General features: G+C 71.8%; 9 protein-coding genes. 2 read left to right on the top strand and 7 right to left on the bottom strand.

Going from position 1 to position 14,609, the window contains the following annotated elements; genetic code table 11:
- Positions 1-12: 12 nt before the first annotated feature.
- Positions 13-2,112 carry a glycine--tRNA ligase subunit beta gene (gene glyS / locus CMC5_RS01640; RefSeq protein WP_050428769.1) on the top strand — a complete coding sequence of 700 codons (2,100 nt, stop codon included), beginning with the start codon at positions 13-15 and terminating at the stop codon, positions 2,110-2,112.
- A gap of 363 nt (positions 2,113-2,475) precedes the next feature.
- On the top strand, positions 2,476-3,228 hold the full coding sequence (locus CMC5_RS01635; protein WP_050428768.1) for a hypothetical protein: 753 nt from the start codon (positions 2,476-2,478) through the stop codon (positions 3,226-3,228).
- A 561-nt stretch (positions 3,229-3,789) separates the two neighbouring features.
- Here CMC5_RS01635 and CMC5_RS01630 read toward each other — a convergent pair.
- The 7 genes from CMC5_RS01630 to CMC5_RS01600 form a co-directional block, all read right to left on the bottom strand.
- On the bottom strand, positions 3,790-5,463 hold the full coding sequence (locus CMC5_RS01630; protein ID WP_169796427.1) for an ATP-binding protein: 1,674 nt from the start codon (positions 5,461-5,463) through the stop codon (positions 3,790-3,792).
- 71 nt (positions 5,464-5,534) lie between these two features.
- Positions 5,535-6,599, bottom strand: coding sequence for a chemotaxis-specific protein-glutamate methyltransferase CheB (gene cheB / locus CMC5_RS01625; protein ID WP_050428766.1), 1,065 nt, complete (start codon positions 6,597-6,599; stop codon positions 5,535-5,537).
- A complete protein-coding gene (locus tag CMC5_RS01620; protein WP_050428765.1) occupies positions 6,596-7,420 on the bottom strand; it encodes a CheR family methyltransferase in 825 nt (274 codons plus the stop codon). The genes cheB and CMC5_RS01620 overlap by 4 nt, the downstream gene beginning before the upstream one ends.
- On the bottom strand, positions 7,420-9,447 hold the full coding sequence (locus CMC5_RS01615) for a HEAT repeat domain-containing protein (protein ID WP_050428764.1): 2,028 nt from the start codon (positions 9,445-9,447) through the stop codon (positions 7,420-7,422). The genes CMC5_RS01620 and CMC5_RS01615 overlap by 1 nt, the downstream gene beginning before the upstream one ends.
- On the bottom strand, positions 9,444-12,065 hold the full coding sequence (locus tag CMC5_RS01610; RefSeq protein WP_050428763.1) for a methyl-accepting chemotaxis protein: 2,622 nt from the start codon (positions 12,063-12,065) through the stop codon (positions 9,444-9,446). The genes CMC5_RS01615 and CMC5_RS01610 overlap by 4 nt, the downstream gene beginning before the upstream one ends.
- Positions 12,062-12,493, bottom strand: coding sequence for a chemotaxis protein CheW (locus CMC5_RS01605; protein WP_050428762.1), 432 nt, complete (start codon positions 12,491-12,493; stop codon positions 12,062-12,064). The genes CMC5_RS01610 and CMC5_RS01605 overlap by 4 nt, the downstream gene beginning before the upstream one ends.
- On the bottom strand, positions 12,490-14,604 hold the full coding sequence (locus CMC5_RS01600; RefSeq protein ID WP_063796458.1) for a chemotaxis protein CheA: 2,115 nt from the start codon (positions 14,602-14,604) through the stop codon (positions 12,490-12,492). The genes CMC5_RS01605 and CMC5_RS01600 overlap by 4 nt, the downstream gene beginning before the upstream one ends.
- Positions 14,605-14,609 lie beyond the last annotated feature (5 nt).

The raw sequence follows: 14,609 nt of genomic DNA, 5'->3' as shown, positions 1-14,609 counted from the left end.
CGTCCGCGCCCCATGCCGACCGAAGCGAGCGATCTGCTGCTCGAGATCGGCGTCGAGGAGCTACCCGCTTCCTTTGTCGACGCCGCCCTCCGCGTCCTGCCCGACCTCGCGACCAAGCGTCTGTCCGACCTGCGCCTCGCCCATGGCGTCGTCCGCGCGCTGGGCACACCGCGCCGCCTGACCTTGATCGTCGAGGGCCTCGCTGGACGCCAACCCGACCTCGAAGAAGAGGTCACCGGCCCCCCGGTCAAGGCCGCGTACAAGGACGGCGTGCCCACCCGCGCCGCCGAAGCCTTCGCGCAGAAGCTCGGCTGCCCCGTCGATGCACTGCGCCGCGCCGCCGGTCCCAAGGGCGAGTACGTCGTCGGCACGCGGCGCGAAGCCGGCAAGGCGGCGCTCGACCTGCTGCCCGAGCTGCTCACCCACCTCATCGTCTCCATCCCCTTCCGCAAATCGATGCGCTGGGGCAGCGGTGACTTCGCCTTCGGCCGTCCGATCCAGTGGCTGCTCGCCCTGCACGGTGAAGCGATCGTCCCCTTCGCGCTCGCAGGCATCCACGCGGGCCGCACGACCCGCGGCCACCGCTTCCTCGCGCCCGCCGAGATCTCCATCCAGTCCCCCGCCGCATATGTACCTGCCCTGCGCGCGGTCCACGTCCTCGTCGACCCGGAAGAGCGCGCGGTGCTCCTGCGCGAGCGCCTCGTCGCGGCCGCGAGCGAAGCCGGCGGCACGCTCATCGAGGACGACTTCCTCGCCCGTGAGAACCTCTCGCTCGTCGAGGAACCTCACGTCGTCGACGGCAGCTTCGGCAGCGAGTTCCTCGACCTCCCCGAGCGGGTGATCCTCGAGGTGGCGCGTGGCCACCAGCGCTACTTCGGCGTCCGCGACACGCGCACTGGCGCCCTCCTCCCGCGTTACCTCACCGTCGTGAACACCGCCGAGGCCCCCGAGAACATCCGGCGCGGCAGCGACCGCGTGATGCGCGCCCGCCTCTCCGACGCCCGCTTCTTCTACACCGAAGACCTCCGCGTCCCCCTCGCCGAGCGCCGCAAGAAGCTCGCGGGCATCGTCTTCCAGAAGCGCCTCGGCTCCGTCCTCTCGAAGGCCGAACGCGTCGAGCGCCTCGCCCGCGAACTGGGCCTCCTCGCCCAGCTCCCCGAGCCGGTGCTCGTCACCGCCGCCTCGGGCGCGCACCTCGCCAAGTGCGATCTCGTCTCGCTGATGGTCGGCGAGTTCCCCGAGCTGGAAGGCGAGATGGGCCGCGCGTACGCCCTCGCCCAGGGCGTCAGCCCCGACGTCGCCGACGTCATCCGTGACCACTACCAGCCGCGCGGCGCCGCCGACGTCACCGCATCCACGCCTGCCGCCGCGCTCGTGTCCATCGCGGACCGCCTCGACACCCTCGCCGGCTGCTTCGCCATCGGCCTCTCGCCCACGGGCGCCGCCGACCCCTACGGCCTCCGCCGTGCTTGCCTCGGCGTGCTGCGCACCGTGCTGGATCACGGCTTCGACCTGCGCCTCAGCGACGCCTTCCGCGCCGCCTACGACGGCTACGCTGGCGTCACGCTCGACCTCGGCCGAGACGAGCTGGTCGCCCGCCTCGGCGACTTCTTCACCGAGCGCCTGCGCGGGCTGCTCTCCGATCGCCTCCCTGGCGACGCCGTGGGCGCGTGCTTGCCCGTGGCCTCGGATCGTCCGCTCGACGTGCGCGCCCGCGCCTCGGCCATCGCCAGCCTCGACGCCGACGTGCGCGCCCGCGTGGGCGAGGTCTTCAAGCGCGCCGCGAACATCGCCGACAAGGCCCCTCCGGGGGAGCCGACCGCGCCGGCCGGCGAAGGGATCCACCCCACCGAGACCCTCGTGCACGACGGCTACCTGGCGCTGCGAGAGCGCCTCGCGCAGGCCGCGCGGACGGGCGCCTACGCCGAGGCCTTCAGCGCCGTCGCCGAGTTCGCGCCGAAGCTGAACCAGTACTTCGTCGACGTCTACGTCAACGCCGACGACGTCGCCCTCCGCGAGAACAGGCTGAGGCTGATGCGCGCCATCGCCGAGACCTGCTCCAGCCTGGCCCGCCTCGATCTTCTCGGCGACGTCCCCAAGCCGGCGGCTTGAAGCGTCCCTCCTGACCGAACCTCTCGCGGCGCCCACACGAACGTCGCGAGCGCGTCCCTCCTCTCGCCAGCACATCCCTCCGTCCTTCGGAGCGCGGCGGCCCACCCTCGCGACGCACTGACCGCGAGCCACCCTGCCGTCGCCTGCGCCTCGTCGGATTCGATGCCGTGAAGCGGGTACGAGGCTGTCCTACATAACTTCCGGCCGCTTCAACTTTTCTACCTGTGTCCCCTTGATCGGTCCCGGGCGGTGCTTACCTGAAGAGCTGACTTTTCCAGCAACCGGGGGGGGCTCGCGCGCGGTCGCGGGGGTCTCCTCCCCATTTCACGACCCAGGGGCACCGAAGCCCGAGGAGACCATCGTATGGGACGGACGATTCGTAAAGACGCCTCCACCGACGCCATCGTGGCGGACGCGCGCACCGCGCGCATTCATGCCACCGCACGCGGAGGGGCATGGCAGACCCTCGCCGAGCAGCGGCTCGCCGCAGGGCTCGCGCACCACGACGAGGTCGACGCCGAGTTCGTCGCAGCGCGCGCCTTAACGGCGCCGCTCGTCGCGACCCGGGACGCCGCGCGCGATCGCGCCCACACCCTGATCGGTCGCATCGCCAACGAGGTCTGGAACGCCGTCGGGCGCCCTCGTCACGACTCGGCGCTCGCGCTCATCTTCCCTGGCGGCATCGGCTATTACGTCGACGGCGACATGGCCAGCCAGGCCAACCGCATGCAGATCCTCTCCAAGCTGCTGATCTCGGGCTTGCACCCCCAGCTCCCGGCAGCCCAGGCCCAGGCGGCATCCGTCGCGATCGCCGCCTCGGCGCAAGAGCTCGGCGCGGCGGTGGAGGCCGCGGCGGGCGGAGTGCTTCAGATCGAGCTGCTCCAGCGGGTGCGCCTCGCCATCGTGCGCAACCTCGGCATCGAGTTGTCGCACCTGAAGCGCCTCTACAAGGCCGCAGGGTTCACCGAAGCGGACATCCACGACGTCATTCCGCATCGACCCCGCAAACCCAGGGCTCAAAAACCCACGCCTCAGGCACCCGTGAGCCCGACCTCACCGGCGTCGTCGGGTCCTGACCCGGATGAGGTGGCGCCTTCGTCCTGCTCGACGATCTGATCCCACCCGGCGGTGCGCCTGGCCTCGCGTCGAGATGGCGCGCCGCTCTCTCTTCTTTCCTTCCATACAGCGACTCTTCGTCACAGCCGACGCTTCGTCGGCGGCGCGTTGCGGTCCGGCTCGAATTCATGGATGCGGTGCGTATCGGTCGTGTCGCCTCTCGGTGACGTCCCATCCGCTCGGAGGCGGGATGGGACGCCTCACATCCTTGTGGCGACGTGAGCGTCCGATGCAGGGCTGTGCCCTGTCACAGCGCCTCGTCGAGTGCAGGATGCGGGTCTGTGCCCTGTCACAGGGTCACGGCGAGCGCAGGATGCGGGACTGTGCCCTGTCACAGGGTCACATCGAGTGCAGGATGCAGGGCTGTGCCCTGTCACAGGGTCACGGCGAGCGCAGGATGCGGGACTGTGCCCTGTCACAGGGTCACATCGAGCGCAGGATGCAGGGCTGTGCTCTGTCACAGGGTCACATCGAGCGCAGGATGTGGAGCTGTGCCCTGTCACGGCGTCTCGGCGAGCGTGGTGGAGCGGACGGACCGACACGCCGCCCCTGCGGCTGGCTTCAGGGGTTGTCGGAGCGGCGGGCGCGGGGAAGGTAGAACGAGAAGATCGCGCCCCGGCCTGGCGGGCTCTCCACCCAGATCGTGCCCCCGTGGGCTTCCACGATGGCCTTGGCGATGTACAGACCGAGGCCCGTGCCTCCGCCGGTCGCGCGGCTCTGGCGCTCGTAGCGATCGAAGAGCTTCGAGACCTGATCGGGCGCGACGCCAGGACCGGTGTCGGCCACGGAGAACACGACCCCTCCATCCCTCGCTTCGGCCGAGAGGCGGATGAGCCCTTGCTCCGGCGTGAACTTCACCGCGTTGGTGAGCAGATTGACGATGGCCTGGAGCACGCGATCGCGATCGCAGTCGGCGTCCAGCGCAACCACCTCGCGATGCAATTCGATCGCCTTGGCCTTGGCGAGCGGCAGCACCGCGTCGAAGGCGTCGCTGATCAGCGCGGGGACCGACTGCGTGCCCAGATCGACCCGGAACGCGCCCGCCTCGATGCTCGCGGCGTCCAGGAGGTCGCGGATCAGACCGTTCATGCGCTCTGCGGCGCGCAGGATGCGCTCGGAGTGCTTGCGGATCATGCTTCCCGAAGGCCCCGCGGGGGCCTGGGTGTGGATGATCTGGCCGCCCATGGTCACCAGGTGCAGCGGGTTGCGGAGATCATGCGAGACCACCGCGATGATGTCCTCGCGCGCCCGCGCGCTCCTGCGCTCCTGCTCCATGGCCTGCTCGGCGCGCTCGCGGGCCTCGCGCTCTGCCTGGAACAAGCGCGCGCGCTCCAGCGCCTGCGCGCCATGCTGGGTCACCGTGCAGAGAAAGGCGCGCTCCGGCTCGGGGAACGCGCGCGGCGCAGGAAACACCAGCCCGAGGGCGCCCACGGAGCGCCCCTCGATGAGCAGCGGGATCGCGGCGAGGCCCTGGATCTCCGCGCCCGCGGCGGCCGTCGACGTGGAAGGCCGGGCGAGATGGGGGTACCCCGCGGCATAAGCTTCTCCCGACTCGAGCCAGATCGCTTCTCCCGTCCATGCGCAGACGGTGAGTGGAAAGGGAGACTGCAGCGGGATCTGTCGCGGTGAATCGTCCCGCTCCGTGGGGCTGGAGAGCCAGCTCCGCAGATCACCGGCTTCGACGGTGATCTCGAAGGCGGTGCCGCTGCCGTCGAGCAGCGCGACCGCACCACCCGACGCCCCCGCCGCTTCCATCGCGTGATCGAGCACGACCTTCGCGATCTCGGACGCCGTCGCCGTGATGGTGAGCGCCGTCGTGAGCCTGTGCAGCCGATCGACGCGCTCCAGTGCGGCGCGCAGGCGGAGCATGCTGCGCACGGTGGCCACGAGCACGGCCGGGTCGACGGGCAGCGGCAGGTAGGCATCCGCGCCTTCGTTCAAGCCGTGCGCCTGGTCGCCCGTGCTGACGTGCGCTGCCGAGAACTCGAGCACGGGCGTGTGCGCCGTGAACGGGTTGTTCTTGATGCGGCGACAGACCTCTGGCCCCTGGATGTCGGGCAGCTCCACGTCGAGGAGCACCAGGTCCGGCCGCTCCGCCATGCGGGCGAGTCCTTCCTGTCCGTTCGCCGCCTCCAGGATACGATAACCGTGACGCTGCAGGATGGTGGCGACAGCCCGTCGACTGGACGGAGAGTCGTCGACGATCAGGACGCTGACGGGTCGAGCGCTTGTCACGATCAACGATGTCTTCTCCGCCGCTCCAGGGACCCTGCTGCGCATGCCGGACGTCGAGCGCACGGGTGGAGTCAGAGCCATCGCTGAATCTCCTCGGCCATCCTCTCGAGCGTGCAGCTCACGGTCGAGACCCCCGCCTCGATTGCGCTTCGTGGCATACCGTATACCACACAGGAGGACTCGGACTCTGTCAGAACCTTCCCACCCGCTTCATGAATGGCGCGCGCGCCAGCGCAGCCGTCGTCGCCCATGCCGGTGAGCAGCACGCCGACGACCTTCGCACCGACAGCCTCGACGGCAGAGTGAAACAGAATGTCCACGGAAGGACGGAATGGCGCGAAGCTCACGGCGTCGAGCCGAGCATGGAGTCCGTCGCTCGTGTGTTCGATACGGAGGTGCTGTCCGGCGCGGGCGAGCACGACGAGACCCGGGCGCAAGAGAAGACGGTCGGAGCCTTCCACGACCTCCAGCGTGCTGCGCTCGTTCAGGCGACGGGCGAGGTCCGCGGTGTACCCGATGGGGATGTGGAGCGCGATGACGAGGGGGACGGGCAGGTCCTGCGGCAGCGCAGGTAGCAGGCGCGCGAGCGCCTGAGGACCACCCGTGGAGGTGCCGATCGCCACGAGCCTCGTTCCATACAGCTGTGGCGCGCGCGCTCCGCGCACGGCGCGTGCTCCCTGCTGCCGTGCCGCGGGAGGACCGAGCGGCGCCGGGGGTCGACCTCTGCCCGCCGCGCGGACCTTGGCGAGCAGCTCGGTGGCGAGGTCGTAGAGATCGGTGGTCGCCAGCGCGGTCGGCTTGTGCACGACATCGATGGCGCCGGCCTCCAGCGCCGCGAGGCCGAGGATGCTCTGCGCTTCGTGGGTGCTCACCACGACCACGCGCGGACGGTGCTCGGTGGGCAGGTTCGCGAGGACGCCGAATCCATCGAGGTTCGGCATGATCAGATCGAGCGTGATCACGTCCGGGCGCAGGGCGGCGATCTGCTCCAGCGCTTCCAGACCGTCGCGGGCCGCCCCGACGACCTCGATGTCTGCGCTGGCGCCGAGCACCTCGCGCAGCACCTTGCGGACGAACGCCGAGTCGTCCACGACGAGGACGCGAATCGGTAGACCGCTTCCGGAACTCTGGTTCATGGAGCCGCCTTTCTGTAGAAGAACACCCCGCGCCGCTCCTCGCACCGGAGCAACGTCCCGAGGCGCAACAACGACTCCGAGGCGCCGATGAGCAGGAAGCCGCCGGGGACGAGCGCGCCGTACAGCAGCTCGATCACGTGGCGCATCGTGTCGTCGCTGAAGTAGATGAGCGCATTCCGACAGATGATGGCGTCGAACGAGCCGAGCGCCTGCACGGCGAGCCCGTCGATCAGGTTCACGCGGCGGAAGTCGATCTCGGCGACGAGGGAGGGGCTCGCCTGCACGGAGCCATCGGGGGCCGTGTGGATCCAGCGCGCTGCCTCCTCGGGGAGCTCGCTCCGGATCGCGCGGCGGCTCAGCTCTCCGCTGCGTGCTCGGTCCACGGCGGCCCGGCTGATGTCGCTCGCGATGATCTCCACCTGCGTGTGGATGCCACGCTCGTGGAGGAGCATGGCCAGGGTGATCGGCTCCTCCCCCGTGGCGCATGCGGCGGACCAGACCCGCGGGCGGCGTCCGGCCTCCACCGCCGGTACGAGCACCTCATCGCACAAGGCCCGGAGCTGCGTGGCCTCGCGAAACAGGTACGTCTCTCCCACCACGAGCGCGTCGATCAGGGCGTCCATCTCGGCCACGCCCTCGGGGTCGTAGCGGAGGTAGTAGTAGTAATCGAGCGCCGACTCGTGCCCGGAAACGGCGATGCGTCGGGTGAGCTTCTCGACGAACAGATCGAGCGTCTCCGGCCCGTAATGGATGCCGGTGCGCTCCTCGACGAAGCGGCAGAGCAGCGTGGAGACTTGCGGCGAGAGCCGCGCCCCGGACATCACCTGCGCTGGGTGCGTTCGGCCAGGCGACGCACGTCTGGATCGGGGTCGCCGGTGAGGCGGGTGATGGCTTGGTCGACCTCGGGGGCCTGGAAATCAGGCAGCGCGGAGAGCGCGATGAGGCGCGTCGTCGGGTCGTCGGAGCGGCTCGCCTCGAGCAAGGTGGGCAAGGCCTCGGGGCGCCTCGTGGAGCCGAGCCCGAGCACCGCAGCGCGCTGGAGTTCCGGATCCGCTGCGTGCGAGGCGCTGAGCAGCGCGTCGCGCGCGCTCGGTGAGTCGAGCCGCGCCAGCGCCTCCACGGCGGCGAGGCGCACCTGACCGGCCTCGTCGTGGATGAGGCCTGCCAGGATCTCCGCGGCGCCTTGCTCTTGCAGACGACCGAGCGACTGGCAGGCGTAGTAGCGGACCCAGGCGTCCACGTCTCCGAGGGCTTGCTGGAGCGCGGCGACCGAGCGTGGCTCCCGCGGGACCCGGCCGAGCGCGCGCATCGCAGCAGCCCGGGTGCGCGGTGACGGGTGGCTGGTGAGGGTCAGGATCTGGTTGAAGGCACGTGGGTCCTGGCACGAAGGGAGCGCCTGCACGGCGGCTTCCCGGATGCGATCGTCCGGATCGTGGGTGGCCTCGAGCAGCAGCTCCAGGCCGGTCCCACAGCCGAGGTGGCCCATGATCTGGATGGCGGCGCGGCGAACCATCCACGACGTCGAGCGCGCCGCGCCCAGCGCGAGCACCTCCGCCTCCGGCCCGCCGAGCGCCTGGATCGCGCCGGTGGCCGCGTGGATCACGTACGGATCGTCGTCCTCGAGGCGGCGGAAGAGGGCGGAGACCGCGGCGGGATCGCCGATGCGGCCGAGGGCGTCGCACGCGAGGGCGCGCACCCGGGTCTCCGGATCGTCGAGTGCGGCGAGCACCTCCGGGACCAGGCTGGCGCCGCGCCCCACGAGGGGCAGGATGCGCGCGCGCCGAGGGGAGCCGCTTTCTCGCAGCTCGGCGCCGAGCTGGGGTTCCGCCGCCGCGCCCATCTCGCGCAGCGCGGCAGCGGCCGCCTGGGCTGCGAGGGGCTCGGCGTCGAGCAGCTCGATCAGCACGGCGATCGAGGGATCACCCCCGATCCAGGCGAGCACGCGGCAGAGGGCCGTCTGCCCTGCGGCATCGGCGCCGGTGAGACACTGCGAGAGACGGCGAGCGATGGACGGTCGGGTCCTCAGCGAGGTGAGGCTGGCCGGAACGACCTCGGCGAGGGCGAGGCCCCAGTCGTCGCTCTGCTGTCCGCGCTCTTCCTGGCTGGCGAGTGCGCGATCGTGCAGCTCGACGAGCGCCGTGGCCGCCACGCGGAGCAAGGTGTCGCCCGAGCGCCCGAGGAGAGCGACCAGCGGCGGCAACGCCGCAGGATCACCGGTGCGACCGAGCGCCCGCGCGGCCTCCTGGCGGTAGAGGGGCTCGTCCAGCAGGGCGACCAGCGCACCGACGGCGCGCGGATCGCCGGTGCGACCGAGCACGTCCATCGCCGGAAAGACGCGGAAGAAGTTGCCGCTGTCGAGGGCGGCGAGCAGGGGTTCGATGGCGACGGCGCCGCCGATGCGGCCGAGTGCCTCGATGGCGGCCACGGCGACGTTGTCGTCGGGATCGCGCACGCGCTCGGCGAGCGAGGGCAGCGCACGCATGCTCTTGCGCCGGCCGAGCACCTGCGCGGCGTCGCAGGCGAGCATCGGATCGGTGGTGCTGGAGAGCAGCTCGACCAGGGGGCTCTCGCTGTCACCCGCCGACGCCGCGAGGGCATCGACGCACGCAGCGACCTTCCCTTCGTTGGTCCGGTCGTCATGCAGCGAGGCGAGGAGCGCCGGGAGGGCCACGTCGCCGAGGCGGGCCAGGGCGGCGACCACCGTGCGGCGCACGCTCCAGCTCGGGTCGTCGAGGGCCTCGACGAGCGCCCGGACCCCCTCGGCTCCCGTCCGCTCCAGCCGCTGCACCTCGGCCACGCGCGCGCGCTCCGCCGTGGAGAGCGAGGTGCCGATCGCCGTTGTGCTCATTCGGCCTCCTGTGGCGCCGCGCGCTCGTCGAGATCCTGAGAGGGGCGGGGATCCACGCTCTGGCGCGCGGCGCTCGCGCTGTCGAGGGCACCTGGATCGCCCGGCGCTGCGGTGGTGCCCTGCTCGCCCTGCGTGCTCTGCGCGCCCGCCGCGACAGGGCCTGCTGCGGCGCCACCGATGTCCGCGGCGTGGCGGGCGATGAGCCGGACATCCATCGTGCCGTCCGCGGCGCGCCGCGCTTGCCGCCCCAGGCTCGCGGTGGCCTCCCGCGCGCGGGTCCTCGCGGTCTCGAGGGAGCGCACCACCTCCTCGCTCGCCGTGAGCTGGTCACGGGTGGCGGTGGTGATGGTGCCGAGACCCTGAACCTGTCGTGCCGTGGCCTGCACGGCGAGCCGGAGGACATCCGTCTGCTCGTCCACCACGCGCGCGGTCTGTCGCGAGATGACCCGCACCTCTTCGCCGCTGCGGGCGAGGTGCGTCGCCGCCTTCTCTTGCTCGGAACTCGCCTTGGTCAGCGAGGTCGCGAGGCGGGCCACCTGGCGGGCGGCGGCCTCCACCTGCCGCGTGGCCCGGGACTGCTCGGAGACGGCGTGCGCGGTGCCCTGCGCCTGCTGCCGCGCGTCGAGCATGGCGCGCGCGACCTCGCTCGCGCCCTTGGCTTGCTCTGCGAGGCCGGTGACGGTGCGCGCGGTGGCCTGCGAGACCTCCTGGGCGGCGCTGCTCGCGGACGTGATGGCCCGGTTCTGCTCGCTCACCATGGCGGTGTTGGTCTGGGACAGCTCCCGGAGCTGCACGGCCGAGCGCGCGAGCTGCGCGGCGGCTGCGGCCTGCTCCTGCGAGGCGCGCGCCACCTGCTCCGCGCTCGTGGTGATCTGGTTGTTGGTCCGCGCGGCGTCGCGCAGCGCGCGGGCCTGCTCGGACGTCGCCTGCACCGTCTGCTTCGCCATCTGGCGCAGCTCCGCGGCGCCGCGGGCGAGCCCCGTCACCGACTGTGTCTGCTCGGCCGAGGCCTTGGCGATGATGCGGCTCTCGGTGCTCACCTTGGCCGCGCTCTCGGCGACGGTGCGGCTCGCCTGCGCCTGCTCGGCGCTCGCCTTGGACACCTCGCGCACGGCACCCACGACGTCGTTGATCCCTTGCAGGATGCCGCCCAGCGCGCGCTCCGCCTCGCTGGCCAGCTCGGACCCCTGGTCGGCGGCGCGCACGCCCTCCCCGGTGGCGGTGGTGGCCTCCCGCGCGGTGCTCTGGAGGCCCCGGACGATCTTGGCGACGTCGGCGCTCGCGGCGGCCGCGCGGTCGGCCAGCACCCGGATCTCCTCGGCCACGACGGCGAAGCCGCGCCCGTGCTCCCCGGCCCGTGCGGCCTCGATGCTCGCGTTGAGCGAGAGGAGGTTCGTCCGGTCCGCGATGAGGTTGATGGTCTGGACGATGTCGCCGATCTCCTCGGCGCGGCGACCCATCTCCTTCATGACCGTCGCCGCGTCGAGGATCGACTGCCGGACCTTGCCGAAGCCGCCGATGGAGCGCGCCACCGTCGCGCCGCCCTCCCGCGCCCCCTGACCGACACGCTCGGCAGCCTCGCGCGCGCCGCTCGCCAGGTCCGCGATGCGGCGGGCGCTCACCTCGAGCTGTGCCGACGCGGTGGCGCTGCTCGCGGCGAGTCCGTTGATCTGCTCGACGCTGCTGGTGACCGTCTGCGCCGTGCGCGCGAGCTGCTCGATGGCCGTGGCGTTTCCGTCGATGACCGCGGCGTTCTTCTCGGCCGTGGCGGCGACCTCCTCCACGGACGCGGCGAGCTCGGTGACGGTGACCGCGTTCGCCGAGGTGGTGGTCTCCAGCCCGCGCGCGTGCTCGGCGACGGAGGCGATGGAGCGCGCCAGCTGCTCGACGGTGGTCGCGGTCTGTTCGATCGCCTCGAGCGTGCTGGCGGAGCTGCGGGCGGCGTCCGTCATGCCCGCGTTCATCCCGGCGAGCATGGACGAGACCTTGGTGATCTGCTCGGACACCGCGCTCGCGTCCGTGGAGAGCCGGTTCACGCCGCGCGCCATCTGCTCGATCGTGGTGGCGGTCTCCTCGATGGCGGCGGAGGACGACTGCCCTTGCTTCGACATCGCCTCCAGGTTGGAGGCCGCCTGGGTCACGGAAGCGAGCAGCTCTTCGCTGGCGGCGGCGAGGTCCTCGGCGTCGGAGGCGACGCCCTTGATCGAGCGCGCCATCTGCTCGAGCGTGGTGGCGTTCGTGTCGGAGAGGGACGCGAGGGTCGCGGTGTCCTTCTTCACGCTGCTGATCGAGGTCGTGACCTCCTGCAACGACGCGGCGGTGCTGGTGACGGACAGCTCCACCTCGCGGAGCACCTCGCCCGCCATCTGCTGCGAGCGGTGGAGGCTCTGGCCTCGCTGCGCGGCCTGCTCGAGGACGTCGCCCACCTCGTCGAGGACCACGCGCACGTCGCTCGACGTGGCGACCTGCTCGTCGAGCACGGCGCCGAGGCGGGACGAGGCGTCCGCGATGGCGCGAGCGGAGGCCGTCGCCTGGCGCAGGATGACGAGGGCGCGCTCGGCGCGCTCCTGAGCAGTTCCGAGGATCGCGCTGGATCCCCCGTGTCCCAGGCTGTTCATTGCAGCGGCTCTCCTCCGATGACGTTCCGGGTGTCGATGAGCATGAGCAGGCGGCCCGAGGCGCGCGCGACGGAGCGAACGAAGCCGTCCGAGCGCTCCGCCACGAGGCGCGGCGGCGCGGTGATCTCGGACGGCGGCAGGGTGATCACCTCGCGCGCGCTGTCGACGAGCAGGCCCACCACGCGGTCCTCGACCGTGACGAGGATGATCCGAGAGTCCATGGTCCGCTCGATCGCGGGCAGGCGAAAGCGGGCGCGGAGATCGACGACGGGGACCACCCGGCCGCGGCTCTGCACCACCCCGGCGACGTGGTGCGGCGCGCCCGGCACGGGGGTCACCCCCTCGAAGGCCTCGAGCTGCAGCACCTCCTCGGCGGACAGCGCGTAGATGCCGTCGCCCACCTTGAACACCACGTGCAGGCCGTTCATTCACCCTCCACGCGCGCGAGCGCGCCGCGCCGACCGTTCACCGCGCCCACCAGCGCGATCAGATCGAGGACCAGCGTGGGCTTGCCGTCGCCGAGATCGGTCGCCCCCGAGACGCCGGTGACCTGCACCAGCGGGTCGGTGAGCGGGCGGATGACCGCCTCGCGGTGCCCGAGCAGCCGATCCACGGTGAGCGCGGTCGCCTCACCGCCGCGGCGCACGATGAGCGCCTTGCGCGCCTCGTCGCTCTCACGCGCCCCGATGCCTGGGGTCTGCGCGCTCGGGCCTGGTGAGCCTGCGCCGAGGGAGCGGGCGGCGGGGAGGCGAGGGGGCGCCGTGTTCCCTGCCAGGGCGACCGAGAGGGGCACGACGGGCACCGCGGTCCCGCGCCGCTCGAAGAGGGGCATGCCCCCGGGGCCATGGATCACGGAGGCCGGGTCGATCTCCACGATCTCGTCGATCATGGCGATGGGCGCCACGTAGTGCTGGCCGTCGCACAGGAAGGCGAAGGCGTCGAGGATCGCCACGGTGAGCGGCACGCGCAGGGTGAAGGTGGTGCCGGCGCCCTGGGTGGTGGTCATCGTCAGCTCGCCACCGAGGTCGGTGGTGATCACCCGGCGAGCGATGTTCATGCCCATGCCACGGCCGCTGGTGGTGGTGGCCTCGAGGCGCGTGGACAGGCCGGGGGAGCAGAGGAGATCGAGCAGGGCGGTGTCGTCGAGCTCCGCGCTCGATGCGACGCCGCTCCGCTGCGCCACCGAGGCGCGATCGACGCCCCGGCCGTCGTCGGCGATGGAGATGGAGAGCGCCGCGCTGCTCACCGTCGAGCAGTTGATCCGCAAGGTGCCTTCGTCCGGCTTGCCGGTGGGTGCCCGCTCCTCGGGGGACTCGATGCCATGGTCGACCGCGTTGCGGACGATGTGGATGATGGCGGGCAGGAGCCGCTCGGCCACCGCCTTGTCCAGCTCGGCGCCGCTGCCCTCGATCTGGAGACGCACTTTCTTCCCCGTGTCGCGCCGGAGGCTGCGCAGGACGAGGGGCAAGCGGTCGAGGATCTCGCTCATGGGGACCATGCGCACGCGGAGCAAGGCCGAGCGGAGATCGCGCAGCTCACGGGCCTGCTCCGCGAGCAAGCGGGTCAGCTCGCGGACGGGGGCGCCCACCTCGGCCATCTCGGAAGCGCACCGCTCCAGCCGGTAGCGGGTGACCACCAGCGCCGAGAGCCGGTCCATGGCCTCGTCGATGCGCCCGAGCTCGACGCGGAGCACGCCGCGCCGGGGCACCTCGTCCACCTCGAAGGAGGGCTCCTCGGCGTCGATCAGAGGGGGATCGGTGGTGGTGAGCGCGGCGCTGAGCTTCGGCTGCGTGAGGAGGGGCGTGAGCGCGCTCGGTGGCAGGCCGGCGGCATCGAGGATGGTCTGGTCGGGCGCGGTGGCGAGGAGGATCAGCGAGAAGGTCAGCCCGGCCGGGGCCTCCTCGGTCGGCGGTCGCGAGAACGGGACGACCTTGATGATCTCCGAGAGCGCGCCGACGCGCTCGCGCACGCTGGTGATGGTGAGGCCCCGCTCGGCGAGGTCCGGTGAGGGCGAGAAGTCGACCCGCAGCGCGCGGCGCCCGGCACTCACGCCCGCGGCGAGCTGCTGGGTCTCGGCCTCGCTCAGCTTGGCGGCGAGCTCCTCGGGCAGGGTGAGGGTGGGCGCGTGGGCCGGCGGGGAGGTCGCGCTCCCGACGATGAGCGCGTCGAGGGCGTCGAGCAGGGGGCGGGGCGCCTCGGTGGGCGGCGCGCCCTCGGAGAGCGCGCGCACGCTCTGCGCGATGGCGCGCGTGCCCTGAAAGAGCACGTCGATGGTCGCCGGGCTGGGGGCGCTGCCCTGCTGGAGCCACCGGAGCAGGCCCTCCATGCGGTGGGAGATGGCGACGATGGTTTCGACGCCCATCATCGCCGACAGCCCCTTGATGGTGTGCAGCGCGCGGAAGACCTCGCGGACGGCGCGCGGGTCCGACCGTCCTTGAGCCGCCGTGCGCTCCAGCGAGAGCAGGTGCGCACCGGCGGTCTCCAGATGATCGTCGACTTCGGCGAGATACGCCGAGCGGAACTCGGCGACGTCCACCATGGGCT

It is taken from the genome of Chondromyces crocatus, assembly GCF_001189295.1.
GTDB lineage: Bacteria > Myxococcota_A > Polyangia > Polyangiales > Polyangiaceae > Chondromyces > Chondromyces crocatus.
This window is presented reverse-complemented; position numbering and strand designations above follow the sequence as displayed.

Bases quoted from the DNA above. Each gene is read 5' to 3' on its own strand.
- glyS (WP_050428769.1), top strand. From the start codon at position 13: ATGCCGACCGAAGCGAGCGATCTGCTGCTCGAGATCGGCGTCGAGGAG.
- CMC5_RS01635 (WP_050428768.1), top strand. From the start codon at position 2,476: ATGGGACGGACGATTCGTAAAGACGCCTCCACCGACGCCATCGTGGCG.
- cheB (WP_050428766.1), bottom strand. From the start codon at position 6,599: ATGAACCAGAGTTCCGGAAGCGGTCTACCGATTCGCGTCCTCGTCGTG.
- CMC5_RS01620 (WP_050428765.1), bottom strand. From the start codon at position 7,420: ATGTCCGGGGCGCGGCTCTCGCCGCAAGTCTCCACGCTGCTCTGCCGC.
- CMC5_RS01615 (WP_050428764.1), bottom strand. From the start codon at position 9,447: ATGAGCACAACGGCGATCGGCACCTCGCTCTCCACGGCGGAGCGCGCG.
- CMC5_RS01610 (WP_050428763.1), bottom strand. From the start codon at position 12,065: ATGAACAGCCTGGGACACGGGGGATCCAGCGCGATCCTCGGAACTGCT.
- CMC5_RS01605 (WP_050428762.1), bottom strand. From the start codon at position 12,493: ATGAACGGCCTGCACGTGGTGTTCAAGGTGGGCGACGGCATCTACGCG.
- CMC5_RS01600 (WP_063796458.1), bottom strand. From the start codon at position 14,604: ATGGTGGACGTCGCCGAGTTCCGCTCGGCGTATCTCGCCGAAGTCGAC.